Consider the following 18,214-nt stretch of genomic DNA (forward strand, 5'->3'; position numbering starts at 1 on the left):
AAGCCTCCTTCGTGCCCCGCCCGGAGACCCGGCGGCCGACCGCACCGCCACTGGGGCCCCGCACGGACGCCGGTCAACGGGCCGGAAGCGAATAGGCAAGCCCCCTTTGCCCCCCCCGCACGGACGCCGGTCAGCGCGCCGGAAGTGGATACGTCAGCTGTTTGATGCGGCGCAGGAACACGGTCGTCTCCACGTGCTGGACGCCCTCCAGGTGGCCGAGGGGGCCGCTGAGGTAGGCGTAGAGCGCGGCGGTGCTCTCCGCCAGGGCGGTCGCGACGATGTTGCAGGGGCCGGCCGTGGCGGAGGCGTGGGCGATGGGACGGTGGCCGGCCAGGGCCTCGCCGACGGAGTGCAGGGCGGCCGGGGCCGCGGTGATCCACAGGATGGCGGCGACCGGGTGGCCGACCACCGCCGGGTCGCACTCCGAGTCGACGTACACCGCGCCCGAGGCGCGCAGCGCGGCCAGACGGCGCTTGACCGCGGACTCGGACAGGCCGGTGGCGCGCTGCAGTTCGGGGTAGGTGGCGCGGCCGTCGCGCTCCAGGGCGTCCAGCAGGGGCTCGTCCTCGGCGGTCAGCCGGGCGGATCCCGGGGCCGGGCCGGTGGGCGGGCGCAGGGCCTCGGTCTCCTCGGCGGTGAGCGCGCCGAGCTTGCTGATCCAGCCCTGCGCACCGCCGTAGAACCGGTGCAGCAGCTGGTGGGCGCGGATCTCCACCACGCTGGGGGTACGCGGGAGCTTGCCGAGCAGCAGGTCGTCGTGGTCGGTCGAACTGCGCGGGCGGGTCAGGCACAGGACCTCGGTGCCGCCCGAGGCGAGCCCGACCCAGGACGTGTCGGGGCGCTTCGCGAGCGCCTCCCCGATGGCCGGGGCACTGTCCGGCGCGCAGCGCACCCGCAGCATCCACTGGTCCCGGCCCAGCAGGTGGGCGTCCCGCAGCACCACGACCCGCAGCCCGCCGTCGGCGCACAGCCGGCGGTAGCGGCGGGCGACGGTCTGGTCGGAGACGCCGAGCACCGAGGCGACCTTGCTGAACGGCGCCCGGCCGTCGAGCTCCAGCGCCGTCAGCAGGCGCACGTCGAGGTCGTCGACACCGGGCGGCAGCGGCGCGTGGCTATTCGTCTCCATACGGCCCCCTGATGTCGGATTCCGGCGCCCGGGCACTCGTGGCCACCGTGATCGGCCGGACCGTCCCATCGTACGGAGACGGACGCAGCCATCGCACGAGGAGTTGAGGACATGCGTACTTGGGGGCCACTCACGGCCGTCTGCCTGGGCACGTTCATGCTGTTGCTGGACGTGACCATCGCGGTGGTCGCACTGCCGGACATGGCGGGCTCGCTGCACGCCTCGCTGAGCGACCTGCAGTGGGTGATGGACGGTTACGCGCTGGCGCTCGCCGCCGTGCTGCTCGGCGTGGGCGCGGCGGCCGACATCCTGGGGCGGCGGCGCGTGCACGTCGCGGGGGTCGTGGTGTTCGCGACGGCGTCGCTGCTGTGCGGCATGGCGGGCGGGCCGGGGACGCTGATCGCGGCGCGCGGACTGCAGGGCCTCGGCGCGGCGGCGATGTTCTCGACCACGCTGCCCCTGCTCAGCTCGGTGTACCGGGGCAGGCAGCGCTCGGTCGCGCTCGGGGTGTGGGGTGCGGTCAGCGGCGCCGCGGCCGCGGTGGGACCGGTGGTCGGCGGGCTGCTGACCGACGGGCCCGGCTGGCGGTGGATCTTCTACGTCAACCTGCCGGTGAGCGTGGCCGCGGTGTGGCTGACGCTGAGGGTCGTACCCGAGTCGCACGGTTCGCGCGAGCGTCGCGTGGACTGGGCGGGCACGGTGACGTTCGCCGCGTTCGCGGGCGCGCTGACCTACGGCGCGGTGCGGGCCGGGCAGCACGGCTGGGGCGAGACGGGCACCCTGCTGACCTTCGCGGCGGCGGCCGCGGCGCTGGTCTGCTTCGTCGTCGTCGAGCGGCGCGGCGCCGACCCGCTGCTGGACCTGCGGCTGTTCGCGAAGCCCGCGTTCTCGGGGGTGATGGTGGGCGCGCTCGCCTTCAACGCGGCCGCGTTCGGCCTGATGGCCTACGACTCGATCTGGCTGCAGTCGCTGCTCGGGATGAGTTCGGTGCGCGGCGGCCTGGTGTTCCTGTGGCTGTCGCTGTCGTCGTTCGTGGTGGCGGCGGCCGGCGGACGGCTGCTGCACGGGGTGCCGGCCCGGATCACCATCGGGGGCGGGCTGCTGCTGGTCGGTTCGGGGCAGTTCTGCATGACCTCGCTGGACGCGGGTTCGACGGCCTCCGCGCTGGCGCCGGGACTGGTGCTGGTCGGTGTCGGTACGGGGCTCGTGGCGCCGGGGCTCGCGGGCGCCGCGCTGGCCGCCGTACCGCAGGACCGGCACGGGATGGCGGGCGGCGCGGTCAACACCTCCCGCCAGCTCGGCCTGGCGCTCGGCATCGCCGTCTACGGGACCGTGCTGACCTCGCGGATGCAGGACACGCTGCCGCACGGTGCGGCCCACGCGCTGGCGGGCGGCGGGGCCGGGGCGCATCGCGGCGCCTTCTCCGAGCACGCGCTGCGCACGGCGTTCGCCGCGGGCCTGAACACGGCCGCCGGGGCCGCCGGAGTGACCGCCACGGTCGCCGGGGCGCTGGTGGTCGCCCTGGTCAGGACGCCACGGGCGACCGGGGTGGCAGTGACGAAATCCGACCGTGAGACGCTGACGGAGAAGACGGGCGCGTAGCGTGGACAGGGCCGTTGACCTGCGGTCAAGGCCGGTAGTCGGCTCGTACAGATTCCGTGGAGATTACGGGACCGAAACTTACTCAACCGTCAGTTTTCTGTCCGACCCTTCCTGATGTGAGCGCATTTTCCGCCCGGCGGGCGGGGTGTACGTGAGGGTTGTTCCGATTCGGCCCCCCTCCCGCCCCGTCCCCGGGTGGGGTAGCTTTCACGGCGCTTGCGAAGTCTCGAACAGGGAGCGGGGAGTGGGTTTGCGCGAGTTCACCAGCCCGCCGTTGACGCTGCCGCCGACAGTGGGCGGTCTGGCCGACGTCGTCTTCGAGCGCGCCCTGGAGGACCCGCTGCACATCTCCCTCGGCCGCAAGGACGACGAGGGCCGATGGCGCGATGTGACGGCGGCCGAGTTCCGGGACGAGGTACTGGCCCTCGCCAAGGGGCTGCTCGCCCGGGGCATCCGGTTCGGCGACCGTGTCGCGATCATGTCCCGCACCCGCTACGAGTGGACCCTGTTCGACTTCGCGCTGTGGACGATCGGCGCCCAGGTCGTGCCGATCTATCCGACGTCCTCGGCCGAGCAGTGCTTCTGGATGCTGTACGACTCCGAGTGCTCGGCGGCGATCGTGGAGCACGAGGACCACGCCATGACGATCGCCAGCGTCATCGACCGGCTGCCGCAGCTGCACCAGCTGTGGCAGCTCGACCTCGGCGCCGTGCAGGAGCTGTACGACGCGGGCGCCCCCCTCGACGACGACGTGGTCCACCGCCACCGGCAGGCCGTCACCCCGTCGTCGACGGCGACGATCATCTACACCTCGGGCACCACGGGCCGCCCCAAGGGCTGTGTGATCACGCACAGCAGCTTCATGTGGGAGGCGGACACGGTCGCCGACCGCTGGGAGTCGGTCTTCCACTCCAAGAAGGGCGACGAGGCGGCGACGCTGCTGTTCCTGCCGCTCGCGCACGTCTTCGGGCGCATGGTGGAGGTCGCCGCGATCCGCCGCGGGGTCCGCTTCGGCCACCAGCCGCAGCTGCACGCCGCCGCCCTGCTGCCGGACCTGCAGGCCTTCAGGCCGACGTTCATCCTCGCGGTGCCGTACATCTTCGAGAAGGTCTTCAACGCCTCCCGCCGCAAGGCCGAGAAGGAGGGCAAGGCCGGGCCGTTCGAGAAGGCCGTCGAGATCGCCGTGAAGTACGCGGACGCCGTCGAGGCGAAGGCCTGGGGCATCGGCCCCGGCCCCTCGGCCGGTCTGCGCATGCAGCACCAGCTGTTCGACAAGCTCGTCTACTCCAAGGTGCGCGCGGCGATGGGCGGCCGGATCCGCAACGCCATGTCCGGCGGCTCCGGGATGGACCGCCGGCTCGGCCTGTTCTTCGCGGGCGCGGGCGTGCAGATCTACGAGGGCTACGGGCTGACCGAGTCGACGGCGGCCGCGACCGCCAACCCGCCCGAGCGCACCCGTTACGGCACGGTCGGCCGGCCCATCCCGGGCGTCACCGTGCACATCGCGGACGACGGCGAGATCTGGCTGCACGGCCCGAACATCTTCCAGGGCTACCTCAACAACCAGAAGGCCACCGACGAGACCCTGCACGACGGCTGGCTCGCCACCGGCGACCTGGGCTCCCTGGACGAGGACGGCTACCTCACCATCACCGGCCGCAAGAAGGAGATCCTCGTCACCTCCGGCGGCAAGAGCGTTTCCCCGGGTGTGCTGGAGGAGCGGGTCCGGGACCATCCGCTGGTCAACCAGTGCATCGTCGTCGGCAACGACCGCCCCTACATCGCCGCCCTCGTCACCCTCGACCACGAGGCCGTCGAGCACTGGCTGACCATGCGCGGCAAGCCGCGGCTGTCCCCGGCCGAGCTGGTGCGCGACGCCGACCTGGAGACCGAGGTGCGGCGCGCGGTGGTCGCCGCCAACACCCTCGTCTCGCAGGCCGAGTCGATCCGCACCTTCCGCATACTGGCCCAGCCGTTCACCGAGGAACACGGCCTGCTGACCCCGTCGCTGAAGCTGAAGCGCAAGGCGATCGAGAACGCCTACGCCAACGAGGTCGAGGCACTGTACCGGGCCTAGCCGATGTCGACGCGGAAGAGCTTGTCCGATCCGTCCGGCTGGTTACCGTTGTTGTCGCAGTTGGTGGTGGACAGCCACAACTGGTCCGCGCCCGGCACCTTGGTGACGGTGCGCAGCCGACCGTAGGTGCCGACGTAGTAAGCGGTCGGCGTGCCCACGCTCTCGTTGTCGCCGTTGATCGGGATCCGCCACAGCCGTTCGCCGCGCAGGGACGCCATGTAGACGACGTTGCGCACGATGGCGACACCGCTCGGGGACGCCTCCGAGACGTTCCAGGTGGCCTTGGGGTTGGTCATCCCGGAGACGCTGCAGGTGCCCTCGCAGGTCGGCCAGCCGTAGTTGGCGCCCGGCTTGATCAGGTTCAGCTCGTCCTTGGAGCTGTTGCCGAACTCCGCCTCCCACAACCGCCCGTTGCGGTCGAAGGCGAGGCCCTGCGGGTTGCGGTGGCCGAGGCTGTAGACGTAGTTGCCGAACGGGTTGCCGGGGGCCGGCTTGCCGTCGGTCGTCATGCGCAGGATCTTGCCGTTGAGGGAGTTCTTGTCCTGCGCCAGGTCGGGCGTCTGGGCCTCTCCGGTGGAGACGTAGAGATAGCCGTCGGGGCCGAAGAGGAGCCGTCCGCCGTTGTGGTAGCGGTTCTTCTTGATGCCCTGGAGCAGGATCTTGTAGTCGCTGAGCTTGGTGCCGTCGTACGTCATGCGCACGACCCGGTTGCCCTCGGAGGCGGTGTGCATGAAGTAGACGTAGTGGTCGGTCGCCCACTTGGGGTCGACGGCGACGCCGAGCAGGCCGCCCTCGCCGTTGGTGGTGACGGCGTTCGGGACGGTGCCGACCTGGGTCTTCGTGCCGTCCTTGGCGACCTTCCAGACCTTGAAGTCGTCCCGCTCGGTGACCAGGGCGGTCTTGCCGTCGGGCATCCAGTAGGTGCCCCAGGGGATGGTCCAGCCGCTGGAGAGCGTCGCGATGGAGGACGGGACGCCGCCGTCGGTCGCGCACGCCTTCGTGGTGAAGGTGACGGTGTTGCCGGCTTCGGAGACGTTGCCGGCGGCGTCCCGGGCGACGACGTTCAGGCTGTAGGGGCTGTTGCAGGCGAGCCCGGTGAGCGTGGTCGACGTGCCGCTGGTGACGGTGTCGTAGACGGTGGTGTCGCTGCGCACGTCGTAGGCGACGACCGCCTTGTCGTCGGTCGAGGCGCCCCACTTGAGGTCGGCGCTGTTGGCGGTGACATTGCTCGCGGACAGCGTGCCCGGCTTGCTCGGCGGGGTGGTGTCGGAGCTGGGCTTGGTGGTGCAGTCGACGACCGGGCTGGCGGGCGAGGTGTTGCCGGCCGCGTCGCGGGCGATCACCGTGAGGTTGTAGTCGGTGTTGGGGGTGAGCCCGGTCAGCGCCTTGGAGGTCGAACTCCCCGGCGCCTCACTGATCTTGTTGCCGTGCTCGTAGATGTCGTACGCGCTCACCCCCACGTTGTCCGTGGACGCGCCCCACGCCAGCGTCAGCGCATCCTCGCCGATGTCCGAGCAGCTGGGCTGTCCGGGACGGGTCGGGGCCTGGGTGTCGGCGGCCGCGTCGAGGCTGATCCGGTCGAGGTTGGGGCCGCCGTCGGCGGTGGTGGATGTCGCCCGGATCTTGTCGGTGCCCGCGGTCAGCGGGACGTTGACGGTCTTGGTGACCCAGGTGTTCCAGTCGGCGGTGGCCGGGAAGGACACCCCGGAGGCGACGACCGTGCCGTTGACGGAGATGTCCATCGGCCGGTCGGTGGAGGTCCCGTTGGCGTAGCGCAGGGTGAGGGCGGAGGTGCCGGCGGAGGCCGCGCTCACCGTGAACTCCACGTAGGAGCCCTTGACGTTGGTGTAGTCGACGAAGCCGGTGCCGGTGTACCCGGTGTGGTTGGTGGCCACGGTGCCCTGCGAGATCAGGGCGTCCTCGGCCTGGTAGTCGGTGGCGGCCAGCGCGGTGCCCTGGCCGAGTCCGGCGAGCGGCAGCGCCAGGGCCGCCGCGACGCCGTACGGCAGAACTCTTCTGATGTTCACGGATGTTCCCCTCAGCCCGTGTACTGGGTGAAGACCTTGAGGTAGTCGTACGGCTGCTGCGTCACGCCGCTGCAGGCGTCGCCGTCGGTTCCCGAGCCGCAGGCCCGGTCGCGGTTGACGGCCCAGTAGGTGAGCCGTCCGATGTGGTGCTGCTGGGCGTAGGCGAGCATGGTCTTGAAGTCGGCCACCCTCACGCGCTCACCGGAGTCGTCGGTCTTGCCGTTCATCGACGACAGCCCGATGTGGGTGTACGCGGCGGCGTCGCTGTAGCCGTACGCCGACTTCACCTGGGCCTTGAGTCCTTCCATGGCCTTGGTGGTGAGGCTGCCCATGTTGGTGGTACCGCCGCCGAAGTCGAACGGCATGATGCACCAGACGTCGTTCGCCAGACCGGAGTTCGCGGCCCGCTTGATCATGTCGGTACCGGTGGAGTCGGGGCCGCTGGAGGTGGTGCCGAAGGTGATGACGGTCTTCAGGCCGGAGTTGTTGGCCTTCACCGTCTTCAGCGCGTCGACCACCCGCTGCCGCACGGTCGCGCTGGACCACTCGGTGTTCTCGATGTCGATGTCGAGAGCCTTCAGCTTGTAGGCGTTGATCACCTTCTGGTAGGCGCCGGCGAGCGCGGAGGCGCTGGAGCACTTCTCGCCGAGCTTGTTCCCGCTCCAGCCGCCGACGGAGACGACGACGTCACCGCCCGCCGCTCTGATGGCGTTGATGGTGGACTGGTCGCTGCCACCGGTCAGCGGGCGGGAGCCGTCCCACTTCGGGTTGCAGGTGCCGTCGGAGAGGATGAAGGCGAGCGTGAACCACTTGACGCCCGTCGCGGACATCACGGAGGTCGGGTTCTGGGGGCTGCCCCAGCCGAGGTACTCGTAGGGGGCCACGGCGAAGCCGGGTGAAGCGGCCGCCGCCGTCAGGGAGTTGGCGGGCTTGACCCGGATGAGCCGGGTCTCGCCCGGACGCAGCGTCGCGCTGTAGGAGTCGGCGATCACGCCCTTGTGGGATCCGGACCAGAGGTCGGTCACATCACCCGAGCCGCTGAAGCCGACCTGCGACCAGTTCACGCTCACCGTCGCGTTGCCCGAGGTCCCGGTGTTGAACAGGGCCACGACGTACTGCCCGTCGCTCTCCTTCTTGCTCCAGACCTGTTTGACACCGCTGCTCACGATCCGCTTCGCGGCCACGCCGTCCTGGTCGACGCCGATCAGCCGGTCGTTGGTCAGCATCGCCTTGTCGACGGAGTCGAGTTGGGTGAGGTCGGTGCCGAGCAGCAGCGGGGCCGCCGCCATCGACCACAGCGTGAAGTGCGAGCGACGCTGGTCCGCCGTCAGACCCACCTGGTCGCCGTTGCCGATCTCCAGCGAGTCCAGGTCGTTCCAGCCACCCGGGCCGGCGTACTGCTGCCAGGAGGCGGCCGAGTCGAAGCGCTTGGAGACATGGGACCAGTCGGTCAGCGGATAGCCGCTGCCGTTGCTCCCCGGCCCGCAGTAGCACTCCACGTCACCCTGGGTGCGCCAGCTGTTCGCCAGTTTCCGCCAGGTGGGGGCGTCGGCGATCGGCAGGTTGTTGGACAGGGCGAAGTTGATGGGCCGTCCGCTGGCCCGCAGCGCCTTGTCCCAGGCCTGGACGTCGGGGATGTCGGCGCTGCCCACCCCGTCGATCTTCAGGTAGTCGACACCCCAGGACGCGAACTGCTTGGCCCAGGAGTCGACGAACTCCTGCGCGCCCGGCTTGGAGTAGTCGATGTAGTACATGTTCTTGCAGTTGTAGTTCTTCTCGGTCTTCGTGGTGTCCGCGATGTCCTTCGCGTGGTACGAGGTCCCCTCGATCGGCGTGTTCTTGGTGACGGCGTTCTTGGCGATGCCGGGGGTGACGTAGAAGCCGAACTTCAGGCCCTTGGAGTGGAGGTAGTCGGCCACCCCTTTGATGCCGTCCGGGAACTTGCTGGTGTCGACGGCCCAGCGACCGTAGCTGTCCACGGTGAAGCCGTTGGAATCGCACTTCTGCCAGAAGTCGTCGAGGTTGACGTAGACGAAGCCGTGGTCCTTGAGGCCGCTGGAGACCAGCGCGTCGGCCTGCGCCTTGATCTTCGCCTCGGTCGGTGTGCGGCGCACGAAGCTCCAGCTGGACCAGCCCATGGCGGGCCGTACGGACTGGCCGTTGTCGGAGGCGGCCGCCGGGTGGGCGGTGCCTACGAGCGGCACCGCCGCGGCGAGCAACAGGCCCGCCGCCGCGGCCGTGAGGGATCTGAGACGGATCATGACTGTCCCCCGTTCGCGGGTGTGGCGTACGACGTGCCGATCCACGCCTCGTCGACCCGCAGTCGCTTGTAGCGGGTGGTGTCGCTGGAGGCGGCCCAGGTGGTGTCGACCTCGAGCCGGACGTAGCGGGCGTTGGCGGCGGTCAGGTCGATGCCCTGGATGCCGCGCCGGCTCGGCAGCTGCCCGGACTTGACCGCGCTGCCCCAGGTCGAGCCGTCGTTGCTCAGGAACACCTTGTAGTCCTTGATCCGCGCCGACTGCTCGGTGCTCGAACGGGCGTAGGCCACGGAGTCCTCGCGCTGGTTGAGCCCGATGTACTGCACCTTCTTGGCCGAGCCGAGGTCGAAGGTGAGGTTTACGGGGAGGGTCTTGTTGTTGTCCCAGTAGGTGAGGTAGTCGCCGTCACCGGCCGCCGACGCGGCGTGCCCGCTCGCGGAAGCGCTCGCGCTGACCTTGACGCCGGTGAGGATGCCCCGGCGGCCGGCCGTCGTGACCTTGAAGACCGTGTCGTACGGGTCCCAGTTGCCGAGCCCGCTCAGGGTGAGCACGCCCCCGGACTGCGACCACGAGACCGCCGCTCCCGTGCGGAGGTTGGTGACGGAGGCGATGCGGTAGCCGTTGTCCCGCACGCGCAGGGCGCTGGTGCTGGGCGGGGTCAGGACGTGGATGTACTGCCGGTCGGCGTCGTCCTTGGCGATGGTCGTCACCCCGTACGCGCCGTCGTTCCAGGCGCCGGGCTTGAGGCCGCCGTACATGTAGCCGCCGCCCTCGGTGCCGTGCAGGGACTCCCAGATGGGGTCGAGGTAGGAGTCCGCGAAGGTGTTGAAGGATGCCTGGTTCGACGGGAACTTGCCGTTGACCTGGGCCGTCTCGGCCATCAGCGCCTTCACCGAGGAGCCGGCGTTGGTGATGAGGCGGCCGAGGGTGAGTGCGCGGTCGACGGAGGGGTTCGAGCCGTCGTACCACCACGCACCGGTCGAGGGCAGCTTGAAGTCCGCCTCGGTCAGGCGGGGTTGGGCGGTGTAGACGGCCTGCGGGTAGTCGTAGGCCGGGGTCATGCCCGTCTTCTGCTCATTGCTGATCATGTCCATGATCGGCGTGTCTTCGTTGTTGTTGCTGAGCGTGTAGTTCGGGCGCTTGTCGTAGATCTGCTGGTAGAGGTTGTGGCTCTCCCAGTAGGAGTTGTCGTTGTCGATCCAGAAGCCGCCGAGGTCGGGGTAGCGGTCCATGACCTCGAAGAAGTTGTCGTAACTGAACTGCCCGAAGCCGTCGTTGGTGGTCAGGTCGACGTTCTTGCCCTTGTAGGCGGAGTACGCGGACGAGTCGAGCCACTCATGACCGCCCTCGTCGTGCCACTGGGGGTCGTTGGTCATGTAGAGGATGACCTTCATGCCCTTGGCCTTGGCGGCCGTGATCAGCTCGCCGAGGAAGTCCCGCTTGGTGGAGCAGGACCCGGGGATCTTGGACGGCCAGGGGCGGGCGTAGCCGAGGCGGCTGTGGAAGGTGGCGAGGACCAGGTACTGGGTGTGCAGCTTCTGCGCCTCGTTCACCCAGTAGTCGGGGCTCCAGCCCCCGCTCGTGACGTCGTTCTCCCAGGCGGTGCAGCTGGTGTGGGCGGGTGCGGTGCGCAGGCCCCAGTGCAGGAACAGACCGCCGACGGAGGCGCGGAGGAAGTCCTGGCGGGGGTTCTCCAGGTCGAGCGGCTTCACCGCCGTACCACTGCCGCAGTCCTGGCTGCCCGAGACGCGCAGGGCACCGCCGGAGGTGTTGTGACTGTCCGCCAGGCAGCCGCCGGTGACGTCCTGGAAGCCCACGTCGAACGGAGAGTTGCTGCCCTTCTGCGCGGTGAACCGGGTGAGCCGGATGCCGCTGGCCGCGTTGGCGATGAACGCGGGCCGGCCGTCGTTCGAGGCGAACTTCACCGAGCTGTCGGTGAACTGCACGTTGTCGGCGTTGTGCAGGTACCAGCCGTAGGCGGGCCGGGTGCCGATGCTCTTCGGGTTGTAGTCGGTCGAGTCGTTGCTGGGCACGCCCGTGGACATGGTGCCGTAGCCGCCGGGGACCGTGATGGTGACGTTGGTGAAGGTCACGCCGTTGATGCGGTGCCCGGACTCGCCCCACAGGGTCGGGCTGAAGGAGGGGCTGCTGCCGGTCGCCGTGATGTTGTCGTACGTGACGTTGCTGATCGATCCGACGCCGGGACTGTTGCCACAGCGTTTGCGGGTGCCGATCTTCTGCATGATCGGCGAGTGGACGTTGGTCATCGTGATGTCGCGGTAGTGGACGTCGGAGATCTTCGAGCCGTCCATCGAGACCATGCCGAGCCCGGACTTGTCGGCGCCGTCGATACGGATGTTCTCGAACTGGTAGTCCGAGAAGTCGCCGCAGGTCTCGGAACCGAACATCAGGGCGTTGCAGCACTTGGCCCCGAGGGTCGAATCACTCACCCGCACATGCCCGTTGGGCAGCTTGGCGCCGAGCGCGTAGTCGCTCTTGAAGACCAGGGCGTCGTCGTTGGCGTGGATGGTGGCGTTGGTGATCGTGGCGTTGGTGGTGGAGATGACGTTCCAGCCGTCGCGGTCGCTCGCGGTGTCGATGGTCAGGTGGTCGGAGGTCACGTCGGTGCAGCCGTTGATGAGGGCCGCGAAGTGACCGCCCCGGCGCAGCGTGAGACCGTCGCCCATCCTGAGCCCGTCGCACCGGGTCAACGAGATGATCTTGTCGGCCTCGCCGGACTTCGGGTTGCCGGTGATCAGGTTGCCGGCGCCGTCGATGACGCCCTGACCCACGAAGCCGATGTCGGTCAGCTTGTCACCGTAGATCATCGCGTCGTGGAAGTGGCTGTGGCCGTAGTCCTGGTAGTTGTCGTAGGGGTTGGACTCGGCCTTGTCGTAGGTGTCGGCGCTGGAGCCCTGGAGAGTGGCGCCCTTGTCGAGCTGGAGCGTCACATGGCTCTTCATGTGGAGGGTGTTCTTGGACTTGTAGGTTCCGGAGGGGAAGCGGACGGTGCCGCCGCCCGCCGCGTTCGCGGCCGTGATCGCCTTGTCGATGGCGGCGCTGTCGTTGCTGGAGCCGTCGCCCTTGGCGCCGTAGTCGCGCACGTTGTACTCGGCGGCGGTGCGCGGCGCGGTGTGCGGGGCGGCGAGGGCCGCGGGGTGGGTGAGGCCGAGGACCACGGCCACCACGAACAGGATGACGGCCGCCGCTCGGCGGCCCGGACCGGTGGGGGGTTTCATATGACGGCTCCTCACACGAGTTGGTAGCCGCGGAGGTTGGTGAGCAGGAGATAGGTGTCCTGAAGGGACCCGGAGGTGTCGCCGAGGGAGCGGTAGATGCCCCACTTCGGCCGCACGCGGTCGGCCAGGAAGGTGTCGACGCCGGTCTTCGACACGTCGATCACGGTGGAGCCGCCCGACTTGAGGATCCAGCGGACGGAGCCCGCCGAGCCGTTGCCGACCTTGATCTGGAAGTCGACGTCGGTCCACTTGTCGTGCAGCGGGTCGAGGCCGGCGCGGCCGACGATGATGCCGTCGGTGGCGAGGTTCAGTTCGATGGTCTGTCTGCCGTTCACCCGGCGCAGCGACTGCGTGACGATCGGGGAGGTGCCGGTGCCGGGCTGCTTCATCTGCATGATGTGCGTGAAGGTGGTGGTCGCCTTCAGCGAGCTCGGGATGTACATCGAGTAGGTGACCCGCCAGGTCTGGCCCTCGTTCCACTTGAGGTAGCTGCTGGAGCTCGTGCGCAGACCCGTGACCTCCTGGCGCTGGCGGTCCGTCGAGGTGTCCCGGTCCACCATGTGCATGTTGAAGCGCCAGTTGTTCCCGGTGGCGAAGATGTGCGGATGCCCGGCGGGGTGCGAGTCGGCTCGGTCGTCCTCGATCGTCTCGAAGGCGCCGAGGCCGTCACTGCTCGCGGAAGGAGCCCACTTCTGCCGCCAGGAGGCGGCGTGGGCGGTGGCGGGCAGACCCAGCGTCGCCCCGGCCGCACCCGCGACCGCCGCGCCCAGCAACGCCCTTCTGGACGTGCTCATGACACTAATCACCTCGCAGTTGTTCGTTCATGATCAGGAATGCGCCCAGGCCGTGGAAGTCGTTGGTGGCCCGGTCACGTGCGATGTAGTACGCGTAGTCGCCGACGTTGGTGCCGATGGAGATGTCGGCGAGGTTGGTGCGGCCGTCGGAGCCGACCGAGAGCTTCGCCAGCACGCCCTGGTAGCCGCGCTGCGCGACGGCGGCGTAGTGCGGGTCGAGGTAGCCCTGCTGGACGCCGCGGGAGAGGGCGTAGGTGAACATGCTGGAACAGGAGGTCTCGGTCCAGTCGTCGGACCGGTTGCCCTTGTCCATCACCTGGAACCAGCGTCCGGTCGCCGGATCCTGGTACTTCTCCAGCCCGGCGGCCAACCTGCGGAATATGGAGAGCAGTCGAGGACGCCTGGGCTGATTCGCCGGGATGGCGTCCAGTACGTTCACGATCGCCATGGAGTACCAGCCGACGGCCCGGCACCAGTACTCGGGGGCGAGCCCGGTCCGTGGATCGGCCCAACTCGCGTTCTTGGACTCGTCGTAGGCGTGCCTGAGCAGTCCGTTCGCGACCTGCAGATGACTGCCGTAGACGTACAGCTGCCTGGCCGCCTCATCGTCGGCGTAGGCGCTGTCGCCGAACTCCCTGCCGTACTCGACGAGGAACGGGTTCACCATGTAGACCCCGTCCGACCACAGCTGGTGGGCGCGACTGGAGGTGTCCGCGTGCCAGAAGCCGCCGTCACTCGTCCGCGGGTAGGTGTTCAGGCGGTCGCGGATCTTCTTGGCGGCCCTGCGGTAGCGCTCCTGCCCCGTCTCATGGTGCAAGATCACCAGCAGGCGGCCGGCCTGCATGCTGTCGAGGCTGTCGAAGGACTGGTCGATGGAGCCGTCGCTCCTCACGAACCGGTCGACGTAGTCCTTGATGTACGCGAGATAGCGGGCGTCATGGGTGCGTTCGTAGGTGAGGTACTGACCGTAGAGGTACAGGCCGACCGGGTAGGACCAGCCGCCGATGACGGACGGGGTGTATCGGGCCATGGTGGACTCCACGACGGACACCGACCAGTCCGGGGCGGCGGCCGGGCGGTGCGCGGCGGCGATCGCCGGGGTTCCGGGCAGAGCCCCCGGCGGGGGCGCGGCCGCGGGCAGGGCGGTCAGTGCCGCGGTGGCGAGAGTGAGGGTCGGCAGTACCGTTCGCAGGCGACGGCGTCTCATGTTTCTCCCTCTCATGGGCCGGGAGACGCGGAAACATCGGAGGAAAGGCGATCGAACCGTTCACGTACATGCATCAAGTTCATCGGCTCGTTCAATGCGCGACCCAGAGTGGCGGCAGGACGCTACAGCGTCAATGGTCCGGACCGCAGAGGTCGGATGCATTTCCGGCCATTCTCGCCACCTCGCAACTGACCCACGAGTCAGTCCCGGCGGATTTCCCGGTCAGGAATGCATCACGACCCGTGATCGTTGACGATAGGGGTACTACCTGACAGACAACCGTAAGGATCAAGAGCTCGTGAGCAGCAAGGTCCCCCCGATCATCCTCAACAACGGCGTAGAGATGCCCCAGCTGGGCTTCGGCGTCTGGCAGGTGCCGGACGACGAGGCGGAGCGGGCGGTCGCCACCGCGTTGGAGGCCGGGTACCGCAGCATCGACACAGCGGCGATCTACGGCAACGAAGAGGGCACCGGCAAGGCGATCGCCGCCTCCGGCGTCCCGCGCGAGGACGTCTTCGTCACCACCAAGCTCTGGAACAGCGAGCACGGATACGACTCGACGCTGCGCGCGTTCGACGTCTCGCTGGACAAGCTCGGCCTGGAGTACGTCGACCTCTACCTGATCCACTGGCCGACCCCGGCCCGCGACAAGTACGTCGACACCTACAAGGCGTTCGAGAAGCTCCTCGCCGACGGCCGCGTCCGCGCCATCGGCGTGTCCAACTTCGAGCCGGAGCACCTTCGCCGGCTCATCGACGAGACGTCCGTCATCCCGGCCGTCGACCAGATCGAACTGCACCCGCACCTGCAGCAGCTCGCGGCGCGCGAGTTCCACAAGGAGCAGGGCATCGCCACCGAGGCCTGGTCGCCGCTCGGTTCGGGCAAGGGTCTGCTGGAGGTCCCGGCGATCGTCGCCATCGCGCAGAAGCACGGCCGCACCCCGGCGCAGGTCGTGCTGCGCTGGCACCTGCAGCTGGGCAACGTGGTGATCCCGAAGTCCGTGACGCCCTCCCGGATCAAAGAGAACATCGAGGTGTTCGACTTCAGCCTGGACACCGAGGACCTGGCCGCGATCAGCGCGCTGAACGAGGACCGGCGCCTGGGTCCGGACCCGTCCACCTTCAACATGGCCTGACGAGCCGTCACGGCCCGCGCGAAGGCCCCCGCCGTGCGGCGGGGGCCTTCGGCGTGCGGGACCGGTCGGGTCCCGACAGGGCCGCGGACAGGGTCAGTTGCTGCCCCACACCTCCGCGTGGACGATCTCGAACTCCTCCAGTCCGACCACGGTGACATGCGCCTTGGCCGCCCCTTCCTGCCGTACCGAGGCCTGCGCCGAGCGGGAGGCCGCCAGCGACTCGCGGTCGGCGAACAGGGCACCGACCAGGGCCCGGCCACGTGACCGGTCGATGTGCAGGGACGTCCCGGTGAAGCCCGGCAGCGTCTCCAGACGGGGGGCCACCGAGGCGCGGAAGGTGTCGGCCAGCAGATCCGCGTCGGCGGGGTCGAACTCCAGCCGGGTGATGCGCAGTCCACCGCCGGACACCGGCCTGCCGGCCGGATGGAAGACCGCCACCTCGTAGTTGTCGACCGCGATCGTCGCGGCGAACGGCTCCATCAGCGACGGACGCCGCTCCCGCATGACCTCGTCGCTGTTGCGCCTGGCCTCCTCGGACTCCCACCAGCTGACGGCCAGCAGTTTGCCGAGCTCCCGGTCGACGAAGATGCCCGCCCCGCGATACCCGGGGCGTTCCTGCAGCAGGTCCCGGCCCTGTGCGTTCAGGGCCCTGATGGCGGTGTCCACCTTCGCGGGATCACCGGTGGCGTACACAGTGCGCACGAACATGAGCCTCGCCTCCCAGAAGTAGGGCGAATCCGCGGAATGCTCATTACGCCCAGTCTTGCCCTGGTCGCAAAGCGCCGCAATAAGGGCGGCGGACAGAAGTCTGGACCAAGGGGGTTGACGAGAGCACGTAAAGCGCGCCACCTTGTACGGCACCCGGTAAGGAAACTTTCCTAACAGAAGGGTCCCCCACAGTGCGCCTACGAACACTGACCCTCGCCGCGGCCTCCGGGGCCGCCCTGCTCGCCGCCGGAGTCCTCCCGGCGAACGCCTCCGGCACCGCCCGTCCGGCCACCGCCCAGGAGGGCTCGGTCAGCGCGGCAGACCTGCTCGCCAAGGTGACGTCCTGCTCGCAGATATCGAACGGCAAGTACAAGACCGACGACGAGACGTCGGCCACGGTCCCGGTGTGCGGCAAGAACGGCGCCGTGTTCTGGAAGGCCGACATGGACATCGACTGCGACGGACAGCGCACGTCGAAGTGCAGCGAGAGCACCGACCCCTGGTACCAGGACGACACGGCCTTCCACCAGTCCGACGGCCGGCCCCTGCGCGCGGACTCGCTGCCGTACGTCGTCGTGCCCAGCTCCAGCAGCATCTGGAACTACGCCGACGCCGGCATCAAGGGTGGTGGCGTGGTCGCCGTGATCTACGACAACAAGGTCGAGTATGCCGTCGTGGGCGACACCGGCCCCACCAAGATCATCGGTGAGGCCTCGTACGCCACCGCCAAGGCGCTCGGGATCGACCCGAACCCCGAGACCGGCGGCGCCGACTCCGGCGTGACCTACATCCTGTTCAAGAACTCGAAGGTCTCCCCCATCGAGAGCCACAGCGCGGCCGTCACGCTGGGGGACAAGCTGGCCAAACAGTTCCTGCAGAACAACTGACTCCGGCCGGACAGCCCGACCGGCTTTCGTGCGGGGTCAGTTGGGCTGTCCGATCGGTCGTACGACGATGGTGTTGACGTCGACCCCCTCGGGTCGGCTCACGGCCCACACGACCGAGTCGGCGATCTGGTCGGCCGTGAGCAGATGGCCCGGCGGCAGGCTGCCGAGGCCGTCCCAGAACGGCGTCTCCACCCGGCCCGGCGCGATCAGGGTCACGCCGACGCCCCACTCGGTGACCTGGCGGCGGGTGTTCTCGGCGAGACCGGTCACCGCCCACTTCGTCGCCCCGTAGATGTTGCCCGGGGTGTTGACGAACCCGGCGACGCTGCCGACCAGCACGATCCGGCCCCGAGCCGCCCTCAGGGCGTCGATCGAGGCGCGGACGAGGAGCGCGGGGCCGAGGACGTTGGTCAGCACCATGCCCCTCCAGCCGTCGGGGTCCCCCTCCGCGACGGTGTCGTGCGTGGCGGAACCGGCGTTGGCGACCACCGTGTCGAGCCGCCCGAACTCCTTCAGCGTGGCCGCGACGGCGCCCTGGACCTCGGCGTACTCGGTCATGTCGCCGACGATCGTCAACAGCCCTTCGGGCTCCCCGAGTTCTTCGGCCAGACCCCGCAGCCGCGCCTCCCCGCGCCCGGTGACGGCGACCCGGTGTCCACCGTCGAGCAGCCGGCGGGCGACGGCGGCCCCGATGCCGCTGCCGCCTCCGGTGACGAGCGCGACGGGAGTGTCGGTGCTGATCGACATGGTTGCCCCCTGTGTTCCGGTCCGAGGACAGGGAGTCAATCAATTGGAGCGCTCTCGAAGTCAAGGACGTCCCCGACGGCGGGGCATCCGCCGACCGGTGGCGGCATCCGCCGACCGATGGGACCGGGCCGACCGGGGCCACACCACCGGAGCCGGACCGCCGGAGCCGGACCACGCTGCCGGGACCGGACCACACCGCCGGGACCGACGCACTCCCGGAGCCGGACCGCCTTGAAGGGACCGGACGCACTCCCGTCGCCGGGCCACGCCCCCGGAGCCGGGCCGCGTTGCCGGAAACGGGACCGCGCTGCCGGGACCGGACCACCGCCGGGACCGGACGCACCCCCGGAGCCGGACCGCCTTGAAGGGACCGGACGCACTCCCGTCGCCGGGCCACGCCCCCGGAG

Annotated in this window: 12 protein-coding genes; 4 read left to right on the forward strand and 8 right to left on the reverse strand. The window is 69.3% G+C overall.

Annotated features, from left to right (window positions below):
• Nucleotides 1–130: 130 nt before the first annotated feature.
• Nucleotides 131–1,126 (reverse strand): Lrp/AsnC family transcriptional regulator, encoded by a 996-nt coding sequence (locus tag ACIGDI_RS17175; RefSeq protein WP_399896868.1) that lies wholly within the window; start codon nt 1,124–1,126, stop codon nt 131–133.
• 111 nt (nt 1,127–1,237) lie between these two features.
• Between ACIGDI_RS17175 and ACIGDI_RS17180 the strand changes: the two genes are divergently transcribed.
• Together ACIGDI_RS17180 and ACIGDI_RS17185 are read left to right on the forward strand one after the other, a co-directional pair.
• Nucleotides 1,238–2,728: an MFS transporter gene (locus tag ACIGDI_RS17180; protein WP_399896871.1), complete on the forward strand. Its 1,491-nt coding sequence runs from the start codon at nt 1,238–1,240 to the stop codon at nt 2,726–2,728.
• Nucleotides 2,729–2,978: 250 nt separating this feature from the next.
• Nucleotides 2,979–4,805, forward strand: a complete 1,827-nt coding sequence (locus ACIGDI_RS17185) for an AMP-dependent synthetase/ligase (RefSeq protein WP_399897665.1) — start codon at nt 2,979–2,981, stop codon at nt 4,803–4,805.
• Here the strand turns inward: ACIGDI_RS17185 and ACIGDI_RS17190 are convergent.
• From ACIGDI_RS17190 to ACIGDI_RS17210, 5 genes are read right to left on the reverse strand one after another with little or no spacing between them, the layout of a single operon-like run.
• Nucleotides 4,802–6,832: a PQQ-dependent sugar dehydrogenase gene (locus ACIGDI_RS17190; RefSeq protein ID WP_399896874.1), complete on the reverse strand. Its 2,031-nt coding sequence runs from the start codon at nt 6,830–6,832 to the stop codon at nt 4,802–4,804. The two genes, ACIGDI_RS17185 and ACIGDI_RS17190, sit on opposite strands and share 4 nt — an antisense overlap.
• A gap of 11 nt (nt 6,833–6,843) precedes the next feature.
• Nucleotides 6,844–9,093 (reverse strand): alpha-galactosidase, encoded by a 2,250-nt coding sequence (locus ACIGDI_RS17195; protein ID WP_399896877.1) that lies wholly within the window; start codon nt 9,091–9,093, stop codon nt 6,844–6,846.
• The gene (locus ACIGDI_RS17200) at nt 9,090–12,329 is read right to left on the reverse strand and encodes a glycosyl hydrolase family 28 protein (RefSeq protein WP_399896880.1); all 3,240 of its coding nucleotides are present in this window, start codon (nt 12,327–12,329) and stop codon (nt 9,090–9,092) included. Before ACIGDI_RS17200 ends, ACIGDI_RS17195 begins: the two co-directional genes overlap by 4 nt.
• A gap of 11 nt (nt 12,330–12,340) precedes the next feature.
• A complete protein-coding gene (locus ACIGDI_RS17205) occupies nt 12,341–13,123 on the reverse strand; it encodes a heparin lyase I family protein (RefSeq protein WP_399896883.1) in 783 nt (260 codons plus the stop codon).
• 4 nt (nt 13,124–13,127) lie between these two features.
• Nucleotides 13,128–14,330, reverse strand: coding sequence for a glycoside hydrolase family 105 protein (locus tag ACIGDI_RS17210; protein ID WP_399896886.1), 1,203 nt, complete (start codon nt 14,328–14,330; stop codon nt 13,128–13,130).
• 298 nt (nt 14,331–14,628) lie between these two features.
• Between ACIGDI_RS17210 and ACIGDI_RS17215 the strand changes: the two genes are divergently transcribed.
• Nucleotides 14,629–15,465 carry an aldo/keto reductase gene (locus ACIGDI_RS17215; RefSeq protein ID WP_399896889.1) on the forward strand — a complete coding sequence of 279 codons (837 nt, stop codon included), beginning with the start codon at nt 14,629–14,631 and terminating at the stop codon, nt 15,463–15,465.
• A 93-nt stretch (nt 15,466–15,558) separates the two neighbouring features.
• On the opposite strand, the gene ACIGDI_RS17220 is transcribed toward ACIGDI_RS17215, so the two are convergent.
• Nucleotides 15,559–16,173, reverse strand: coding sequence for a hypothetical protein (locus ACIGDI_RS17220; RefSeq protein WP_399896892.1), 615 nt, complete (start codon nt 16,171–16,173; stop codon nt 15,559–15,561).
• 191 nt (nt 16,174–16,364) lie between these two features.
• Between ACIGDI_RS17220 and ACIGDI_RS17225 the strand changes: the two genes are divergently transcribed.
• Nucleotides 16,365–17,060, forward strand: a complete 696-nt coding sequence (locus tag ACIGDI_RS17225) for a glycoside hydrolase family 75 protein (RefSeq protein ID WP_399896895.1) — start codon at nt 16,365–16,367, stop codon at nt 17,058–17,060.
• A gap of 36 nt (nt 17,061–17,096) precedes the next feature.
• Here ACIGDI_RS17225 and ACIGDI_RS17230 read toward each other — a convergent pair whose 3' ends face one another.
• Nucleotides 17,097–17,807: an SDR family oxidoreductase gene (locus ACIGDI_RS17230; protein ID WP_399896898.1), complete on the reverse strand. Its 711-nt coding sequence runs from the start codon at nt 17,805–17,807 to the stop codon at nt 17,097–17,099.
• Nucleotides 17,808–18,214 lie beyond the last annotated feature (407 nt).

Source organism: Streptomyces sp. NPDC085900 (assembly GCF_044540925.1).
Classification (GTDB): Bacteria; Actinomycetota; Actinomycetes; order Streptomycetales; family Streptomycetaceae; genus Streptomyces; species Streptomyces gilvifuscus.

Excerpts from the sequence above, each read along its gene's own strand:
- ACIGDI_RS17175 (WP_399896868.1), bottom strand. The coding sequence starts at position 1,126 with ATGGAGACGAATAGCCACGCGCCGCTGCCGCCCGGTGTCGACGACCTC.
- ACIGDI_RS17180 (WP_399896871.1), top strand. The coding sequence starts at position 1,238 with ATGCGTACTTGGGGGCCACTCACGGCCGTCTGCCTGGGCACGTTCATG.
- ACIGDI_RS17195 (WP_399896877.1), bottom strand. The coding sequence starts at position 9,093 with ATGATCCGTCTCAGATCCCTCACGGCCGCGGCGGCGGGCCTGTTGCTC.
- ACIGDI_RS17200 (WP_399896880.1), bottom strand. The coding sequence starts at position 12,329 with ATGAAACCCCCCACCGGTCCGGGCCGCCGAGCGGCGGCCGTCATCCTG.
- ACIGDI_RS17205 (WP_399896883.1), bottom strand. The coding sequence starts at position 13,123 with ATGAGCACGTCCAGAAGGGCGTTGCTGGGCGCGGCGGTCGCGGGTGCG.
- ACIGDI_RS17210 (WP_399896886.1), bottom strand. The coding sequence starts at position 14,330 with ATGAGACGCCGTCGCCTGCGAACGGTACTGCCGACCCTCACTCTCGCC.
- ACIGDI_RS17220 (WP_399896892.1), bottom strand. The coding sequence starts at position 16,173 with ATGTTCGTGCGCACTGTGTACGCCACCGGTGATCCCGCGAAGGTGGAC.
- ACIGDI_RS17230 (WP_399896898.1), bottom strand. The coding sequence starts at position 17,807 with ATGTCGATCAGCACCGACACTCCCGTCGCGCTCGTCACCGGAGGCGGC.